The following is an 18,436-nucleotide window of genomic DNA, read 5'->3' as shown; positions in this document are numbered from 1 at the left end:
GAGGCAAAGCTTTAACTTGCAGCACGAGATAGCCTATGAGAACTTACAGTTCTCTCAAGCAATCATCACTATCGCAGAATGAAGACTCTGGAAACTCCTGAACATAGCCTAAAAGAGCGATTCATCTGAATCAAATTTCTTCAAGGCAGCAGTTTGAGAAAAGCCTATGCTATTGGGAGGAGTCATGAGATGGTAATGTCGCCCTGTCCTCGCCTCTTGACCGCTTAGAGTTTGGTGAAGAAGATTCTGGAAACTTTTAGTTAGAAGTTATCGGGGGACAAGATCATGAGTCCTAAAAACTCTTGAGTTCAGCGTGATGTGCTCTTAATTTGCCTTTGCACATATGTAGAGAACACTCTAGTAACTTTGCTTGCTCCAGGTTAGAACTGCTCAAATCAAGAATTTGTTTTGAAACCAGTTGTGGAGTAATTACTAATTAAGTGTATCTACGCAAGGTATTAAGAGGACATGCGAAGAAATATCGCACAGTTTTTATTACTAGATCAACGATTCTGCGCAACTTCACCGAACACTCATATTACCTTTACAGATTAATACTACGTATACGGAGAGTGGGATGTGATCAATTCTAGTTGGCTTGAAAATAATTCCCGATTCTTCTAATAATACTTCCGTAAATCCTTGTAATTTGGATTGTTTTCCTTGTTTCAAAGATTACAAAAGCAGGAGGTTAACACGATGAAGCTAACTCGAGAAGCTAATTTTTTTTCTCGCTTCCACCTTTGGATAGATTGTAGACGATCGCCCGATATAATTTTCCACTCTGAACTGAAACAGCATTGCTTCTAGGACTGCCCGTAGAAGGTCTGAGATGCCCAAATGCCTGGTGAGAGAGACTTACAGCAATTTGCTAGGCTTCTACAAACAGCTCAAATAGCACCTTAATCGTCTTCACGCTGAGAATTGGAAGACCCGAGTTCTTCTAATCTATGTCTATAGATAGAAGACGGCTTGATGGAGTTTGTATTCCTGATTAACGCTCTTTTGTGCAAAAGGAAAGCTGTTTCATCTGCCTACTTCATTCTCAGCAGCATCTACCTAAAGGAAGTGAAACAACAGTTTTTCTTCCACTTTATAAATAATTTAAACAAGCTGGAAAATACTGATCCCGCAATAAAGTTTTGGATAAGTCGTCTTGGAAACTGTTTTGTCTTCAAGAAGTGAATATATGTTTAGGTAATTAAACCTGAGTGAATACACGCTTTATCTCAATACGACAGCGATAGCAAGGAAATAAACTATGCAATCTACACTTTCACCTACGATCGCCGATTCCTCTCAATCCCAAGCGTTAAAGCTCAGTTCTCTTCACCCTTCTGTAACCTCTAACTTCAAGCGGATACTCGACATTGGTGGAAGTCTTATTGGGTTATTGGTTCTAGCCATCGTCTTTGTACCCATCGCGATCGCCATCAAACTCGACAATCCTGGCCCCATCTTTTTTGTCCAGAAGCGTTGCGGTCTACAAGGGCAGGTATTTCACTTAGTGAAGTTTCGCTCAATGGTCACGAATGCAGACGAGCTAAAGGCGCAGATTAAGAATGAGGCAAAAGGGCTAATCTTCAAAAATCGTCAAGACCCTCGCATTACCAGAGTAGGTAAGTTTCTACGTAAAACCAGCCTGGACGAACTGCCCCAGTTCTGGAATGTGCTGATGGGTGACATGAGTTTGGTTGGAACTCGTCCTCCCACCATTGATGAAGTATCTCAATATAGCGATCGCCATTGGCAACGCCTGAATGTCAAGCCTGGAATTACCGGCGAATGGCAAGTCAATGGTCGTTCTGCCATCGAAGATTTTGAGCAGATTGTAGATTTGGATCTGCGCTACCAGAGCCGTTGGACTCCCCTTTACGACCTGTTCGTGATCTTTAGAACTCTCTACGTGGTTTTCGCGAGGGTAGGAGCATTCTAAATAAGTTTAAGTTCGTCTCTCTAATAGGCAGCAAATTTGTATTACGAATAAGTAGATTGTTACGGGGGCTTATGCCCCCATTTTTGTTCATAGCGTTTCTACGTGAAACTACATGTTTTGAAGAGCGAAGAGAATTAGTATCAATTGATATCATTTGACAGGCAGACATTAGAGTTTTTAGAAATACATCTCTAGGGAGATGTAGTCAGTCTGCCTGGGGAACGATGTGTCTCTATTATTCAAAGTGTTATTCTTCAAATCGAAAGGTTAACTTTACATCATTTATAAAGGAGTACAAACATGAGTATTGAAGATAGAGCAAAAGCGATTGCAAAAAATGTCGAAGGTAAAATTCAGGAAGCAACCGGCGATGTAACCGGTAATCCCAGAGATAAAGTTGAGGGTCAAGATAAGCAAAGCCAAGCAGCAGCAATGCATGCTGTAGAGGATGTTAAAGATGCAGCAAAAGACGTAATCGACAGAGCTTAGACAGAAAAAATTTAGCTTTGCTGATTAGTACAAAAGGTTGCTAAGTCGTCTTAGACCACACTTTTCACACCTCACCTTAAAAGCCTAATTTCTAATGTGTAATGCCCAAAGCGTTACCGGCTCAGAGATTAGGCTTTTTCCTTTACATAAAGTATTTAATATCAATCTTCTCTAAGGCTGTCCGTTGAAGAAATAGTTTTGAAAAAGGTAGTAGACAGCAGAGTTTCTCAAAATATCGCTGTTTGTCATATCAGGTCCTAGCCCTACTCCAATCCTTGATGTAAAAACTCGTTATTTGCTTTCGTCCCTCAACCTTGGGGTTTGACTCAAGGTTAAACACTTCCTGTAATGTTTGCTTTACTTGATGTAAGGGTTGGCATTAGCTTGCCATTTAGCAGAGAATAACAAGCAGACTGAACAACCATCAGAGCGGTTACGTCTATCATCCAGCATCTACTAATTGTCCAAATTGTGAATCCTTAGGGCTGCCAGTTGCGTAATGCTTCTGTGCAATGCCTTTGCTTTCGCTTTCTAAGGAGGTGCGTACTGTGGCGGATAACGACTACCTCAAGTTGATTGAGCAAGGAATAGAAGTTTGGAACCGCTGGAGAAAGGAAAACCCTGCGGTTAAACCAGATTTCAACAGAGCATACTTTTTTGAGGCAGATTTAAGTAAAGCTGACCTGAGTGATGCTAACCTCAGTCGCGCCTGCTTAATTGGGGCAAATCTGAAAGGTGCAAACTTATCTGGAGCAAACCTGAGTGCTGCGTATGCTAACGGAGCAAATCTGCAAGGTGCAAATCTCGCGAGCGCAGATTTAAGTGATGCTAAATTTAGCGAAGCTGACTTTACTCATGCCGATTTGACCAAGGCCCAGGCAGAAGGAGCTGACTTTACTGCTACTCGGTGGACTGGGGCTTGCCTGAAGAATTTGAAAATTAATGCTGCTACTCAGCTTCATAAAGTAGAGGCAGAGTATGTTTACTTGCAAAACCACCAACAGGAACGCCGTCCCGAACAGGGAGAATTCAGTTCAGCAGAGCTAGCTGAGTTGTTACACTCCTTGCCCAACATTTCTATTCCCGACCTTGAGGGCGCGGAGAATCTGAGCATCGTGATAGCGTTGCCAGGACTGCAAAACACCGTTTCCTCAGCAGTATTACCAGCTGTTGAGTTGCCTCCCTCAGAGCAAGAGGTTCAGCATCACCTCCAGCCAGCGTTACAGAGTTCAACCGTTTCAACAGCAGGCGATTTACAGCTCATTCTTGCTAAGGAAGTAACGGTAACTGATATTGCTCAGCTACCGTTACTTCCTTGGGCAAAGCCGATTGAAGAAGCAGAAATTTCGCCTCGAAGCCCTAGACGGCATCGCTCCCCACTGCTGATGTTTGGCGCTGGGGTTCTACTGGGTTTGGCACTTGGAGCTTATTATTACGGGCTACCGCTTTCGGTGTCCCCTGCTCCAATTGAGTCACAGGAAGCATTTCCAGAGCCAGATTTCTCCTTGACAAACTTCCTGAGTCAAACTTCAGATACTATCTGGGCAGTTGCTGTTAGTCCTAATGGTCAAACCTTGGTAAGTGGCAGTTATGACAGCAATATTAAGCTTTTGGATCTTTATAGCGGTGAAGTTCTCCGCTCTTTTTCAGGACACTCAGATGCGATTCGAGCAGTTGCTATTAGCCCCGATAATCAAACGCTGATTAGCAGTGGTGGGGACGGAACCATCAAAATTTGGAATTTACAAACTGGTGAGCTGCGTGGAACGCTTTTAGGTCACCTGAGTCCAGTGTGGACGATTGCGATTAGTCCCGATGGCAGTAGGTTTGTTACCGGTGACTACGATGGCACAGTCAAAATTTGGGACTTGCAAGATTGCGAACTGCAACATACGGTCACTGGCCATTCAGAGTCGGTTTGGTCAGTGGCGATCGCCCCCGACAACCGCACTTTTGCCAGCAGCAGCAGCGATAAAAGTATCAAGGTTTGGGACTTGCAAACCGGGAAAGAACTACGCACCCTCAAGGGACACGCCAACGCTGTCAGGTCGATCGACCTCAGCCCTGATGGTAAAACCTTGATCAGCGGTAGCTGGGATCAAACCGTCAAAATCTGGGACTATCAAACCGGAGAACTCACCAAGACGCTATCCGGTCATTCAGAACAAGTTGTTGCCGTTGCCGTTAGCCCTTCTGGAAAAACGGCCGCCAGTGGCAGTCTCGACAAAACAGTTCGCGTATGGGACTTGCAAACTGGGGAACTCGTGAATACGCTAGCTGGACACTCAGATTGGGTGATCTCGTTGGACTTTAGCCCCGATGGGAAAACCTTGATTAGTAGCAGCAAGGATAGAAGCATCAGACTTTGGCACTAACAGGCTGAAGGTGATTTGCTGAATGTACTACTCTTGACAGAGCGATCGCCTCGCTATTCATGCCTATTTTGAAAGAGTTACAGCCTGCGGCAGATAAAACGTTAGCCGCTGTAGTAGTAAATCGAATCGACAGAAAAGGCATTTTAGATGACCCAAAAATTTGACTTGATCGTCATAGGCACCGGAACAGCGGGTTCCATTATTGCCAAAAAGTGCCGATCAGCAGGTTGGAGCGTTGCCATCATCGACTCTCGTCCCTTTGGTGGAACTTGCGCCTTGAGAGGTTGCGATGCCAAAAAAGTGTTAGGTGGTGCCGCAGAGGTGATCGATTGGGCAAAGCGGATGCAAGGCAAGGGCATAACCTCAGCAGACCTGCAGATTAATTGGCAGGACCTTATGCAGTTCAAACGCACTTTTACTGAACCCGTTCCCCAAAAACGTGAGAAAACCTACACCGATGCTGGGATCAAGACCTTTCACGGTCTTGCCAAGTTTGTAGATGAAACAACTGTTCAGGTTGGGGACGAACGCTTGAGCGGACGCTATGTGGCGATCGCCGCTGGTGCAGAACCTGCCCCTCTGGGTATTTCAGGCGAAGAATATTTAACCTACAGTGACCAGTTTCTAGAGTTGGAAACATTGCCCCGCCAAGTTGCCATGATTGGAGGCGGCTACATTTCAATGGAATTTGCCCACGTTGCAGCACGGGCTGGCGCTCAGGTGCGAATTTTGCATCAAGGCTCAAGACCACTGGAACCCTTCGATCCAGATTTGGTTGAGCGGCTTGTTGAAGCAACTCAGAATCTAGGTATAAATCTGCAAGTCAATACACAAGTCAAAGGCATCCAGAAGCAGGCAGACCGCCTAGTGGTGCAGGTCGAGACAGAGCAAGGTGAAGAAACTTTTGATACGGAGATGGTGGTTCATGGAGCAGGACGCGTTCCCACCACTCAAGACCTAGATTTAGAAAAGGCAGGGATTAAGTATGAGAAAAAAGGCATTTCGGTAAACGACTACCTTCAAAGCATCTCAAATCCTCAGGTTTACGCAGCCGGTGATATTTCAGCGAGTGGTGCGCCGCCTTTGACGCCTGTGTCTAGCATCGAAGGCCATGTGGTAGCTGATAACTTGCTCCAGGGAAATCATTACAAACCTGACTTCACAGAAATTCCTAGTATGGTGTTTAGCATCCCCACACTGGCGTCGGTGGGTTTACAAGAAAAAGCGGCGAGAGAGCAAGGCTTGAAGTTCAAGACCCTCTATGAGCCGGATACTTCAGACTGGTACTTTTCACGCCGTATTAATGAACCCTACTCAGGGTTTAAGGTATTAGTCGAAGAAGGGAGCGATCGCATTCTCGGAGCGCACCTGCTAGGATCTTATGCTGAAGAGCTAGTCAACATTTTTGCGCTGGCAATCCGATACAAGTTGTCTGCAGAAGATCTCAAAAGAACAACTTTTGCCTTTCCAACGGCTGCATCAAACTTGATTGATATTGTGTAGTCAGAGAAGCTAACCTGCTGCTGCGGTTTGACGACCAGCCAGCGTCCCGTCTTAGGATCACGATAGGTGAGAAAAGGATTTTGCTGTAGGGATTTGGTAGAGGACTGACGCATTCAGCTTGAGTTCCAGACGATACCGTACTTCTAGAATGGACCAGACATCTCCTATTCTTCTCAGCTATTTTGCTGAAGTTAGGATCATGTTTGCTCAAATTGCTAAATGCTTTACAGTTTGATGTTGAAGTCGATCATCAAAAGGGGATGAAGCGATGGAAGGTCAAACTGTTCCAAGTTCAGTAAAAGTCTTTGGTATTTTAAATATCGTATTTGGTAGCTTTGGACTGGTTACTAGTCCGCTCGGACTGCTTAGTCTAGATCAATCAATTGAATTTTTTGAGAACTTTGGAGCAAATTCGGCGACTATCGGATGGTTCAGGGCTTCCGCGTGGTTTGCTCCGTTAATGGCTCTGGCGTTGCTGATTCTGGGAATTGGACTGCTGATGAAAAAGCCCTGGGCAAGGTCAGGCTCAATTATTTACGCCTACATTGCGATCGCCATCGGCATTTTGAACATGATTTTTATCGTCGGAATCTTTTCTGGCGGTCTTGCATCCAGTGATCCGGCTGCCATAGGGGGTATTGTTGGCGGTGTGGTTGGTGGCTTAGTAGGTTTAATTTACCCTATTCTGACTATTATTTTTCTAAGTAAACCCAACGTCAAAGCTGCTCTGGAGCGACGCAATAGGGTTTAGGTTTTGTGTTCTGTGACTAGAGTCAAGCTAACCCAGCCACCTTGAGCGTCATAGCTGCGAATGAGGCGTTGACGTAAACCAGGCTGAACCAGCCATCCCGCTTCGAGGAAAAAGGGTTTACCTTTGGGAATTGCCAGCGGTGTATTAGAAGAAGCTCCGTCAGGCAACAAAAGTACCTGTATAGGATAACTTCCCTGGTCAAACAGCAGCAGGTTTGGCTGAATTTGTGCGCTTGAATTCAGTTCTAAATTAGGGGCAATCAGTTTTTGGTGTAAGCGATCGCCCTCTCTCTGCACAATCAACTGGCTGGCGTAACAGTCGGGCGATCGCCAATCTGAATAAAGTGTTGTCGCTTCCCCGTGCCATTCACCGATCAACTGCTCGACAGTCAGAGTAGGACGTTCTGCTGCTTCAGTGCTAGCCCGATGTTCGCGAATTAGCGTCAGGCTAGAGAGACTGCTGTGGGTGTCAAAAAGCTGCACGAGACGCAAACGGCGATCGCCCCGAATGAAGCCTAGCTCTGCTCCAAATTCTGAAAATGGTCCAAACTGTATTGACCCCTGCGAAAAAGCACCGTCTTCAAAGAATAGTGTGCTGCGGTTAAGAGAACTGTACTCCAACACCTTCTCCTGCGACACCTCACCCGCCTCCGAGAAATGCCGGATGACCTGGCGAATGGTTTGATTTTGGTTCAAGCCTTCCAGTGTTACTTGGGTCGGGATATCTTCTTTGACGATTCCTTGAGGAGAGAGTCGGGTAAATGAGCCTCGCCAGTCTCCTAGGTTGCAAAGCAGATTATCCCATTGAGAACGAGTCGGTTGGGTCACAGAGAATCACCCTCTAAAGATGCAGAAGAAAGTTGACGTGCGGCAGAGGCTATGGATTGCTATGTTTGCGAAGCTTGAGTCGTTAATAAAGATTCACAGCTTGTTTGATTTTTAGTAAGAGTTGAATATGAATACTCCAAGATTTAAGCCAGGCGATCGCGTCAAAATTCAGATTAACAGGTTGCTTAAGCCTCACCACCTCAATGGCAGAACGGGAGTGGTTGTACGTAGCCCGGATGTGACGACCCTGTGGGGCGCTTCCTACACCGTGGAGCTAGATACAGGTGATTCAATCAAGCCCAAAATTCGTGAGTTTGACTTGATTCCAGTAGATTAATCAAACTTTCATAAATCCTGTCCGCATTCAGCCATGCTAGCTTAAGATTGCAAGCTTCTAACTAGACTAGCGATCGCCTGAAGCACCTGTCGAAACCACCCTCCTGGCTGGGATAGACTCGCTTCTCCATCTGCCTGATCGGATGGTAGTTGAAACGTTGCTTCAATAGGACGGTGATCGCTAGTTATTTCGTCATCAGGACAATAGTTTGAGGTGGGATCAGCAAACAGCACCTCAGAGGACTCTACCGTCCAGGTTTTAGCAGCATTGGCGACGAAAACAAAATCCAGGATGCTGTTGTATTTAGTACTGCAAAAAGTTGCAACCAACTCTTTAGGGCGAATCCACACGAAAGCTTCGTTTTGGGTAAGTAGATCAAATCCTGCATCGCGATCGCCCTGGTCGCCGTCTGTCACATTGAAGTCAAAGTTGTAATCTCCAACAGCAATGACTGGAAGAGATTGTTCTTGTACCCAGGCGTTGAGTAGCCGGGACTGTTCATGGCGCAGCTCAGTTTCACTGCGATAGAGATGATTCACCACAAACAGAAATTCCTCGCCTGTTTGCCGCAGGCGAAACTGGGCAACTAGCGCGGCTCGAACATTGCCACCAAGATTCAGTTCGTCTAATTCTTCGTGGCGAACTGCTTCTAGGAGAGTGCTGTTATAAAGAATGGCGAGGCGATCGCCACCTCCCGTTGTACCCAAGATTGAGTCGAAGTCAGCTTGTTCTCCTGCTTCTGCTCCGGTTTCTAAAGCATTGACCCAAGCTTCATTTTGTACCTCAGACAGACCCCACACATCTACGCCGTCCAGGGGTGCCATCTGCTGAGTCGCCATCACGATTGGGTCAGAACCTCCCGACTCTACATTAAAGCTGACTACAGTTAAATCTTCAGCAGACGCGGCGCGACTAATGGTAATCGAGGAAATAAGCGTCACTAGCACAGAGCCGATTAACCCTGCACGAATCTGACTAAAGCTATTCATCTTGCATCCCTGAACGAAGTTCTCTGGAGGGTGCTAACGACCAGAAGATTTACGTTATCTAGCAATCCCAAATTGATTGTGAGAGTTCCGCAGTGACACGATTCATTGGGTTTCTACAAGCCGTCTGGGATTGCTACAGATGATTTGAGAATTGCGATTCGCTTGCACTCTCCTGGGTCAAATTCGCAATTAAATCCAGGCGAAAGTTTTTAACCAAAGTAGTTAAGGCTGACTTTAAAGATGAATCTGGATCAGGAATGTAGTCCAATAAGGTGTAAATTTGTTGGCGATCGCCCCTCAAAGCTGCCTCATTCAGCTGCTCTAGCCAGAGCGACGGCATCGCCAGCAGTGCTTCGTGTTTGGGCATTTTGATTTCTGTCAAATGCTCGGCTTCTGTAGTTTGAAGCAAGGGCGTTTGAGAGGAACTTTCATAGAGATAGCGCACTCCCAGATGTTGAGCAATTTTACTTAGGAGCAAAGCTTCTCGAATGGGTTTGCGAACAAAGTCGTCACAGCCTGTTGCCATAATCTTGGCGCGTTCTTCGTCAAAGGCACTGGCAGTGATTGCAATGACGACTGTTGACTGCCCTTTAGGATTGGCTTTAATGCGTCGAGTTGCTTCATAGCCGTCCATGATAGGCATTCGCATGTCCATCAAAACCAGGTGGGGTTCCCAATTTTGCCAGAGGGTGACTCCTTCCTGCCCATCGTTTGCCTCAAGCACCTCAAAGCCGATGTTGCTGAGCATTCTCACCAGCAAGCTACGATTTTCCCAACGGTCTTCGATTACCAGAATGCGGTAGGTGGGCTGTTCGGGAGCCATCCCAATTACCCGTTCTCCTGAGAGGTTGGCATAGCTGAGTGGGGCTGGGGTTAGTTCAACGGGTAGGTCAAAGGCGATCGCCGTTCCCTCTCCTAGCTTGCTGTCAACCATTAGCTTACCGCCCATCATGTCCACAAATCGATGGCTAATCGCTAATCCCAATCCTGTTCCCTCTTGAGATTTGCGTCCTGTCTCAGTTTGTACAAAGGGGTTGAACAAGGCTTCAATCTCGTGGGGAGCGATGCCAGGACCGGTGTCTGTCACCTCAAAGTAGAGAATTTGATCTGGTGAAGAATCACCATCGTTTAGGGCTGTTTTAGCTGCTACATGCAGTTCAACGCTGCCGGTCACGGTAAATTTGATGGCATTACTCAGCAGATTGAGCAATACCTGACGTAACTTATTTTCATCTGCTTGAATGTATTGCGGCACATCCGGGGCGATCGCCGTAATAAACTGCAAGCCTTTAGACTCAGCCTTGAGTTGCAGCATCTCTTTCAGTCTGGCAATCAGTCCGCATAGATCAAAGCTGTTGGGATTGAGCGTTGTCATGCCTGCTTCAATCTTCGACATCTCCAGCACATCGTTGATCAGCGACAGCAGATGTTCGCCGCTGCGGTCAATGATGCGGAGTTGTTCGTGCTGGTCAGTGGTGAGGTTTGAGTCACAGGTCAACAGTTCTGTAAAGCCCAAGATTGCGTTCAAAGGAGTGCGTAGCTCGTGGGTCATGTTTGCTAAAAATTCGCTCTTTGCCCGATTGGCTAAATCTGCCTCTAGCTTTGCTTGCTCCAGTGCTAAATTTTTTTGCTTGAGTTCTGCCTCAATTCGCTGGCGTTCCCTAATCTCGTCGTTGACAGCTTCTAGCTGAGCCGCACTGGGAATTGCCATCGCCACAGGAAGCAACTTTACCAGTGCGATCGCTGTGTAGAGAGAAATAGCAGCAGTTCCCAATTTGGTCATTCCAGAAATCCAGTAGACAGGATGCCAAAGTGTCCAGATTTCTAATAAATGAGTGGTGCCGCAGGAAACAATGAATGCCCCAAACAGCAAAAAGATCCAGTTAAAGGGAATGTCTCGCCGCTTTTGGACAAGGTAGATCAGAGTCAGGGGAATCGAATAGTAGGCGATCGCGATTAACGCATCTGACACAATGTGCAAGCCTACTAAATCGGGCTTCCACAGATAGCAGTGTCCGTGAGGAATAAAGTTTTCCGTGAACATTCTTGGGTTGTTGGATAGCTACAAATTAATCTAGTCAGTCTTTAACATTAAGCAACTATTACCTAATTAAGTTTCCCAAGGATTCCGCTAAACAAACTGGTTAACACAAGAACGTTAATTTAATGGAACTTGTTGTTAATGTTTGCCGAAAGTCTATTAATTGAAAGACACAAATTAAGTTGATTGGTCTACTAATGCAGTCTAATAAAACACCTAAAGGTAATGCACCAAATTAAAGCGCAACGTAGACCACTGGAGGATGCTGTAGTTGTTATAGCATGAGGATTCCTAGAATCTGCGATGCTCAACACTTTCTAGGAATTTGAGCAAACTCCTAGAACGATCGATACATTTCTCAACTTAACAATTCTGGGGCTGCTAAAATTGAAGTGTCGTCATCTACCCAAAGGCAGATCGTAAATTAATATTTATTAATGAGAAGTTTAGATTCTGTGAGCGCAACTTTTTACTGCCACTTGGTGAAAATTCAGTTTCGTAAATCTATTTTCTCCTTGCAGGTCAATAGCTCGGCAGCTTGACTAGCGTGAGTGACTTGCCAACTTCAGGTGATCCTGACTTGCTCGCTCTCGCAAAGTATTAGTAGACTGTTCGTCTATCAGGCTCTTCGGACTAGCTGCTTACGAGAGATTTCTCTTTAATCACTAAGTAATTCTTCACTTAGTTGGGATAGCTGACGCTAAATCTCTTACTAAGTGAAAATTGCAAATTAACCACGCAATTTAAGCGCCGGAACTCCTATTTTTAGCAAGTTACTGCTATGGCTATCCCAATTCAACATGAGAATTAAGTTGAATAATTCATTCGTAGGAAATTTACAACAAGTTCATAGCAGGTTGTTGTGACCGTTTAGCAACTGCGCTATTAACGTATTGTATAAAAAGAATTAAAGTTTAACTAAATTAAGACTGAATACTGTATGCCCATGAAAGTAAATGGTAATCATTCTTGCCTAAGTGATATCTTACGGTGAATTGCTAGCTGTAAAGTTGGGACAGGAGTGATAAAAAGAACAGCTTCTCAAAGCAAGTAAGTTTTTGTCGAGGAGAGGTGAATTGAAGCACGATGAAAACCCAATTTCCAAAGCGTAAGGATTGCTGAGAGCCTATATAGAAAAGGCAGGTACGGAGATGGCAACAGATTCGGTTGAGCGATTGATGTCGCTAATGGGTAGCAATCCTTACCTGATTCAGCTAGCGTTGCATCATCTAAGTGGAGAAGAAATTACGTTGGATGAGCGTGCAAAATCAGAAGGTTTTACCGAGATGCGATCTGTACGCCCGTTATTTTAAGTTGGCTTTGGCGATTGCTTGAAGGGGCGTGACCCGACGGATTTAGCCCCAACAGCAAAGTGAATTGCCTCTGCTGGGCGTGACCAAACTATTCACCTTTGGGGCCTGGAGCAAATTCTGAATTTGGACACGCTCAAATATGCCTGCAATTGAATGCAGGATTATTTGAGAACGAACGCTGAAATTAAGCTAAAAGATCAGCATTCGTGCGATCGCTCCCAATAACACAGCATTTAGAACGGAATGTCGTCGTAGTCTGCCGTCTCAGCAGGTGCAGAGTAGGCAGCAGACTTGCTAGTTTCCGGAGCAGCAGAGCGGGTTGCCGAGCGACTCGCCGTTTTAGCAGGTGCCTGACTACGAGGTGCGGATGCAGGTGCAGATGTAGGTGCGGGTGCAGCGGCAGTTGCAGGATTAGAAACTGCGCTGGCGACTACGTCTCCGCTAACGCTGTGAATTTTTTGGGCGGTCAGCTCAGCCCGCTTTTCCTTGAACCCTTCAGGGCGATCAATGGTATTCATGCTGAGGCGACCCTCAATAATGACGCGATCGCCCTCATGAAAGCGCTCCTGAATCTCTTGGGCTAAATTGCCCCAGCCCACTACCTTCATGGTTGCTAGTGGGTCATCATCCCGTATTCCTGGAAATTGAACGATCATTTCAGTGATCGGCGTTTGATTATCAGAGGTATAGCGAAGCTGAGGTTCTTGAATAATCTCCGCCATCAAAATACAGCTATTCATCTCAACACTCCTGAGCTCAAATAATAGTTTTAATCTAAAAAGCCCCAACTCTGCATTTTTTGGGGTAGATTTTTCGCGTTAGTTCTGTAGAGACGCGATTCTCCACATTGTTGAAGGCGATCGCTCTCCTTCTGAAGTTTCACAAAATAGTACACTTGACCTACCGTCTACTAGTATAAGATCTGACAGAAGAAGTTGACAGCCTCTACTTCCTCAATGCTCAAACGCCTATTTTGTCGAGATCAATTCGAGGTTCCTCAGTGCCCTGCTCGTGATCGACAAACTCTTGCACTTGAGCGCGATATTCTCTCAAAGTTTCATCGACCCAGCCGCGATCGCTGCTATCTGCAAATAGATGCACCAGCGGCTCTCCAGCATCTGGCAACACCAAAACCCAACTGTCATGCTGCGGGTTGAGAATCTTTACCCCGTCCGTCAAGTCGAGATCCTCAGCCGGATGGGTTTCGACTAGATGCCGCATCAATGCCCCTTTTGCCGTCCAGGGGCAACGCACCGTGATCGTTTTGTGGCAAACGCGAGGCAGTTCTGCTCGAATTTGACCTAGTGTGCGTGGTGCGTTGCCAAACATCTCCTGTTCTCGCAGCGTCAACATTTCGATCAGTTTAGCGATGCAAAACATTGCGTCAAAGCCAGGATGCAATTGGGGGAAGATAAAGCCCATTTCCCCGCTGCCACCCAAAACCACATTGCTGTTAGTGTGGCAGGCTTCCATCAGCGCAGTCGGGTTTGCTTTAGTGCGAATCACCTTACCATCATGACGACGGGCAATCTGCTCCACTGTGCTGGAGGCATTCACTGGTACAACCACCGTGCCTCGTGGATGCTCTGTCAAAATCATATGAACCATCAGCGCGGTCAGCAGTTCGCCGCGAATGGCACTGCCTGACTCGTCTACCAAAATCAACTGTTCGCCATTTGCAGACACCTGTACGCCCAGGTTGGCTTTTAGTGCTTCTACCACATGTCCCAGTTGGCTTAACAGCACTTCCCGGTCTGCTACCGAAGGAACGTTAGGGCTAAGGCTCGCGTTTAGCACTACGGCATCGCAGCCAAATTTACCCAAGAGAATGGGTAAAACGGCACCTGACACGGCATACACGTAGTCGATCACCACTTTAGAATTACTGTTGCGAATCGCTTCTGCGTTGAGGTGGCGCTCAAAGCTAGTGCTATAGATGTCGATTACCTGTCCCGGATAAACGACATTGCCAATTTCCTGAATCTGCGCTCGGCGAAAATCTTCCTTAAAGTAAGCGCCTTCAATCTTCTTTTCTCGCCCTTTGGAAAGGTTGATTCCCTTGGCGTCAAAGAACTCGATCAAGATATGGTCAGAGCGATCGGAGCCAACCCGCACATGAATTCCCCCGGCAACCGATAGTGTGGGCAACACCGCACGGGCAACCGGAATGGCGGTTGCTTCTAAATTTTGCACATTGATGCCCACGGACATGAGCCCAGCAATCAGCGATCGCGACACCATACGCGAAATGCTGCGCTGGTCACGAGAGACAGTCACATTAGAACCCGGTTTGAGCGTTGAGCCATAGGCTGCACCCAACCTGACTGCAAACTCTGGCGTGATATCTACATTCGCCAGTCCTGAAACGCCGCGTTGTCCAAATAGGTTGCGATGGGCGGCATGTCCCCAGATTAAATTCATGTTGAGTGTTGCGCCCGGTTCAATTTTTTTGCTTGGCCAGACACGTACTGCTGGATTAATCAACGCCTCCTCGCCCACCGTCGAAAGTGAACCGACGATCGCCCCTTCTAATACATGAGCACGGCGATCGATGCGAACACCCCGCGCTGCAACACAGGCTCTCAGGTGAACTTCATCCCCCACAATTGCTCCATTCCACACAATCGGTCGCTTCAAATCTGCATCAGAACCAATCGTCACATTATCGCCAATTACCGTTCCGGCATCGATTTGCACCCGTGCCCCAATCCGGCAATTGCTACCAATGAGTGCTGGAGTCTCAATCTGAACAGTCGGGTCAATGTAAGTGTTTTGTCCTACCCACAAATTGGGCGATCGCTCTTCATAGCTACTATCCAGCTTTACCTTGCGATATAGTGCGTCATACTGTGCCTCCCGATAAGCATCGAGATGACCCACATCACACCAGTAACCCTCCGCCACATAACCATACATAGGTTCCCCCTTCTCTAGCAGCAGCGGGAATAGTTCCTTAGAAAAATCTGATTCCTGATTAACAGGCAGGTAGTCCAGCACCTCTGGTTCCAGGATGTAGGTACCTGTATTCACCGTGTCTGAAAAAATTTCGCTGCTAGAAGGCTTTTCTAGAAACCGGCGAATTCGCTGATTTTCATCAATGATGACCACTCCAAAATCGATTGGGTTAGGAACATGAGTCAGCACTAGTGTGGCTTTTGAACCGCGCTGCTTGTGAAACTGAATCGCCGCACTCAAGTCAAAATCTGTAATGCTATCGCCACTGATCACGAGAAACGTTTCATCTAACAATTCAGCAACATTTTTGACACAGCCCGCAGTGCCCAAGGGTTGATCTTCCTCAACGGCATAGGTCATTTGCACCCCAAAGTCGCTGCCATCCTGAAAATAGTCGCGCATCACATCTGGTAGGTAGTGCAGAGTTGCGATCACTTCTGTAATTCGATGCCGCTTGAGCAAATTGACGATGTGTTCGGCTATCGGACGATTTAGGATAGGGACCATCGGCTTTGGCAAGTCGCAGGTTAGCGGCCTGAGCCGTGTTCCCGATCCACCGGCCATCAGCACTGCTCGCATAAATCCTCCTTAGTTGTTGCCAACCGTCTCTCTGTAATTTTGCGGTTAAGACTGAACCGCATATTTGTATAACTTATCTGCTTATGCAGTCTCCTATGGGCAAGAAACTCTGAATATCCCCACTAGAGGTGATTTGTGAGAATCTTCACAGTTGCTTCGTTGAACTCAAATATTTTTCATTGCTCAAGAGAATAGTAACGATATCCCGCAAATTGGAACAGGGTATTAAGCATATTAAGGGGTGTAGCAGGAATTCGGTTCGCTACTCTACACTTGGATTAAAGCGTCTGACTTCAAACTGGAGTTTAAGCGATGACTGGATTACTTGGTTTTGTGCTGTTAGCTGTTTATCTAGGCGGTGTATGGAAGTTTTGGACAGGATTTCACCGCACTAACTTCAGCCAGGGAAAGCTTTATCTAGCGGCACTGTGGCCAGTTTTGTTGATTTCTAATAGGTCCTATCGTCAAAACTTTAACCGAGCGCTGAAGGGGTAACAGAACGGAATGCCCCAGGAACGGAAACGCAATTCTCAAGATCTAGCCAATTTTTTGGGCGATCGCTCCAACAGCAGCCCAGATTGGCAGACCCAACTTGCAGTAGTAGCACGTCGATTTAATCAGGAATATCGACGGGAATCGTTTGATTTGCCGCCCGAAGTCGAGGCAATGCCAATTTTTCGAGAATGGGCTTCCGGTTCTCTCGCTGCCAAGATTGCCTCACCGTTCTGGGAAATTGCCCAACCTCGTAAGCAGCAGCGCTGCCTGGATATTGGCTGTGGAGTGAGTTTCCTGATCTATCCCTGGCGTGATTGGGAAGCATTTTTTTACGGTCAGGAGATTAGTGAGGTGGCACGAGACACGCTGAACGCGCGCGGACCTCAGCTGAATTCAAAACTGTTTAAGGGTGTGCAGCTTGGCGGGGCGCATCGATTGAGCTACGAAGAAAACCAGTTCGATCTGGCGATCGCCACTGGATTTAGCTGCTACTATCCGCTGGATTATTGGAGTACCGTCTTGTCAGAAGCAAAGCGAGTGCTCAAGCCAGAGGGACTGTTTGTGTTTGACGCAATCGATCCTGATTCAGCGATCGCTGAGAACTGGGCAATCTTAGAAACTTATTTAGGTGCTGAAGTATTCCTGGAATCGCTGACAGCTTGGCAGAAAATGATTCAGTCGGCTGGTGCAAAAATTGTGAAACAGCAGCCAGGAGAACTATTTCAGCTTTATAAAGTGCGCTTTTCCTGATCCTCATGTTTGGGCAAATCTGGCTGATTGGCGGTACTCAGGAAAGTGTGCAACTAGCACGGGTGATCGCCCACTCTAATCTGCCCTGCATCGTCACCGTAACGACCGAATCAGCGCGATCGCTCTATTGCTCAACTCCATCACTACAAGTTTGGGTGGGTCGCCTGTCCGAGGTGCAGCTCAAAGATTTTTTGCAAACTCACCAGATTAGCTGCATTTTGGATTCGTCTCATCCATTTGCAGTGGAAGTGTCCAGGATGGCGATCGCCGCTGCTGCTAAATTTCAACTTCCCTATCTGCGCTATGAACGACCAAGCCTGGACGAAAACAGTAGCTCAAACCAAATAATTTTAGATAACTTTGGAACCCTGGTAGCTGGGGATTATCTGAAGGGACAAAGGGTGCTGTTAGTTGTGGGCTACAGACCGTTGGAACAGTTTCGCTCGTGGCAATCTCAAGCAACTCTGTTTGCCCGCATCTTACCTTCCGTTACAGCACTGGAGGCAGCACTAGCAGCAGGCTTTACGCCCGATCGCCTAATTGCTTTGCGTCCGCCTATTTCAGCCGATCTCGAACGGGCACTCTGGCAACAGTGGCAAATTTCAATGGTTGTCTCTAAGGCTTCTGGGGTTGCCGGAGGCGAGGATGTAAAGCGGCAGGTGGCGGTTGAGCTAGGGGTGAAGTGGGTAACGATCGCTCGTCCTCCAGTCTCCTATCCCCAACAAACGGGTGAGGTGGCGATCGCCCTAGAGTTTTGCCGACAGCACTACACTTCCGGATCTATCCCTAACTGACGCAATCGCTCAGCCAAAGCCTCAGCCCGTTGGCGTTCCTGTTCAGCCCGTTGGCGTTCTTGTTCAGCCCGCTGACTTTCCTGTTCAGTGCGCTCTTCAGACCAGAGCAACATTTCTCCATCGGAATTCCACCAGCGCAGCCAATAGCCCATTCGTCCTCCGTGAGGGCCTTCCCAAACACCTAACAATACGTGAGTTCGGGATAAGGAGGGGCGAAATAGATAGAGTTGAAAGTACCTAATTTTTAACTCATCTAACCGCCCCATGCTTAGTCTAGAATCCCTGTTCTGTCATGTCGATGA

16 protein-coding genes are annotated in these 18,436 nt (G+C 46.9%); 10 read left to right on the top strand and 6 right to left on the bottom strand.

Translation table 11 applies throughout. From position 1 onward, the window contains the following. The first annotated feature begins 1,261 nt into the window (after window positions 1-1,261). The 5 genes from H6F88_RS26950 (at window position 1,262) to H6F88_RS26930 (ending at window position 7,054) form a co-directional block, all read left to right on the top strand. On the top strand, window positions 1,262-1,936 hold the full coding sequence (locus H6F88_RS26950; protein ID WP_190645904.1) for a sugar transferase: 675 nt from the start codon (window positions 1,262-1,264) through the stop codon (window positions 1,934-1,936). A 300-nt stretch (window positions 1,937-2,236) separates the two neighbouring features. Then, complete coding sequence (locus tag H6F88_RS26945; RefSeq protein ID WP_190645903.1) at window positions 2,237-2,425, top strand: CsbD family protein; 189 nt, start codon at window positions 2,237-2,239, stop codon at window positions 2,423-2,425. A gap of 548 nt (window positions 2,426-2,973) precedes the next feature. After that, window positions 2,974-4,800, top strand: coding sequence for a pentapeptide repeat-containing protein (locus H6F88_RS26940; protein WP_347277751.1), 1,827 nt, complete (start codon window positions 2,974-2,976; stop codon window positions 4,798-4,800). Between the two features lie 147 nt (window positions 4,801-4,947). Beyond that, on the top strand, window positions 4,948-6,303 hold the full coding sequence (locus H6F88_RS26935) for an NAD(P)/FAD-dependent oxidoreductase (RefSeq protein WP_190645901.1): 1,356 nt from the start codon (window positions 4,948-4,950) through the stop codon (window positions 6,301-6,303). Between the two features lie 268 nt (window positions 6,304-6,571). After that, window positions 6,572-7,054 carry a hypothetical protein gene (locus tag H6F88_RS26930; protein WP_190645900.1) on the top strand — a complete coding sequence of 161 codons (483 nt, stop codon included), beginning with the start codon at window positions 6,572-6,574 and terminating at the stop codon, window positions 7,052-7,054. Here H6F88_RS26930 and H6F88_RS26925 read toward each other — a convergent pair. Beyond that, window positions 7,051-7,881 carry a DUF3598 family protein gene (locus H6F88_RS26925; RefSeq protein ID WP_190645899.1) on the bottom strand — a complete coding sequence of 277 codons (831 nt, stop codon included), beginning with the start codon at window positions 7,879-7,881 and terminating at the stop codon, window positions 7,051-7,053. The genes H6F88_RS26930 and H6F88_RS26925 overlap by 4 nt on opposite strands. A gap of 127 nt (window positions 7,882-8,008) precedes the next feature. Here H6F88_RS26925 and H6F88_RS26920 point away from each other — a divergent pair, with 127 nt between their 5' ends. Further along, window positions 8,009-8,218, top strand: coding sequence for a hypothetical protein (locus H6F88_RS26920; RefSeq protein WP_190645898.1), 210 nt, complete (start codon window positions 8,009-8,011; stop codon window positions 8,216-8,218). A gap of 41 nt (window positions 8,219-8,259) precedes the next feature. Here H6F88_RS26920 and H6F88_RS26915 read toward each other — a convergent pair whose 3' ends face one another. Both H6F88_RS26915 and H6F88_RS26910 read right to left on the bottom strand, forming a co-directional pair. Next, the gene (locus tag H6F88_RS26915) at window positions 8,260-9,207 is read right to left on the bottom strand and encodes an endonuclease/exonuclease/phosphatase family protein (RefSeq protein WP_190645897.1); all 948 of its coding nucleotides are present in this window, start codon (window positions 9,205-9,207) and stop codon (window positions 8,260-8,262) included. A gap of 133 nt (window positions 9,208-9,340) precedes the next feature. After that, the gene (locus H6F88_RS26910; protein WP_190645896.1) at window positions 9,341-11,251 is read right to left on the bottom strand and encodes an ATP-binding protein; all 1,911 of its coding nucleotides are present in this window, start codon (window positions 11,249-11,251) and stop codon (window positions 9,341-9,343) included. 1,112 nt (window positions 11,252-12,363) lie between these two features. On the opposite strand from H6F88_RS26910, the gene H6F88_RS26905 reads away from it, so the two are divergent. Then, a complete protein-coding gene (locus H6F88_RS26905) occupies window positions 12,364-12,561 on the top strand; it encodes an AAA-like domain-containing protein (protein WP_277881907.1) in 198 nt (65 codons plus the stop codon). A 233-nt stretch (window positions 12,562-12,794) separates the two neighbouring features. Here H6F88_RS26905 and H6F88_RS26900 read toward each other — a convergent pair whose 3' ends face one another. Further along, window positions 12,795-13,301, bottom strand: coding sequence for a single-stranded DNA-binding protein (locus tag H6F88_RS26900; RefSeq protein ID WP_190645894.1), 507 nt, complete (start codon window positions 13,299-13,301; stop codon window positions 12,795-12,797). 220 nt (window positions 13,302-13,521) lie between these two features. After that, complete coding sequence (locus tag H6F88_RS26895) at window positions 13,522-16,095, bottom strand: mannose-1-phosphate guanyltransferase (protein WP_190645893.1); 2,574 nt, start codon at window positions 16,093-16,095, stop codon at window positions 13,522-13,524. Window positions 16,096-16,407: 312 nt separating this feature from the next. On the opposite strand from H6F88_RS26895, the gene H6F88_RS26890 reads away from it, so the two are divergent. From H6F88_RS26890 to H6F88_RS26880, 3 genes are read left to right on the top strand one after another with little or no spacing between them, the layout of a single operon-like run. Then, window positions 16,408-16,590 carry a hypothetical protein gene (locus H6F88_RS26890; RefSeq protein ID WP_190645892.1) on the top strand — a complete coding sequence of 61 codons (183 nt, stop codon included), beginning with the start codon at window positions 16,408-16,410 and terminating at the stop codon, window positions 16,588-16,590. Window positions 16,591-16,599: 9 nt separating this feature from the next. Beyond that, window positions 16,600-17,340 (top strand): class I SAM-dependent methyltransferase, encoded by a 741-nt coding sequence (locus H6F88_RS26885; protein ID WP_190645891.1) that lies wholly within the window; start codon window positions 16,600-16,602, stop codon window positions 17,338-17,340. Between the two features lie 5 nt (window positions 17,341-17,345). Next, entirely contained in the window at window positions 17,346-18,134 is a 789-nt protein-coding gene (locus H6F88_RS26880) for a cobalt-precorrin-6A reductase (RefSeq protein ID WP_190645890.1), read from the top strand. On the opposite strand, the gene H6F88_RS26875 is transcribed toward H6F88_RS26880, so the two are convergent. Continuing rightward, entirely contained in the window at window positions 18,107-18,400 is a 294-nt protein-coding gene (locus tag H6F88_RS26875) for a hypothetical protein (RefSeq protein ID WP_242050740.1), read from the bottom strand. The genes H6F88_RS26880 and H6F88_RS26875 overlap by 28 nt on opposite strands. Window positions 18,401-18,436: the final 36 nt, after the last annotated feature.

The organism is Oculatella sp. FACHB-28 (assembly GCF_014696015.1).
GTDB lineage: Bacteria > Cyanobacteriota > Cyanobacteriia > Elainellales > Elainellaceae > JAAUTN01.
This window is presented reverse-complemented; position numbering and strand designations above follow the sequence as displayed.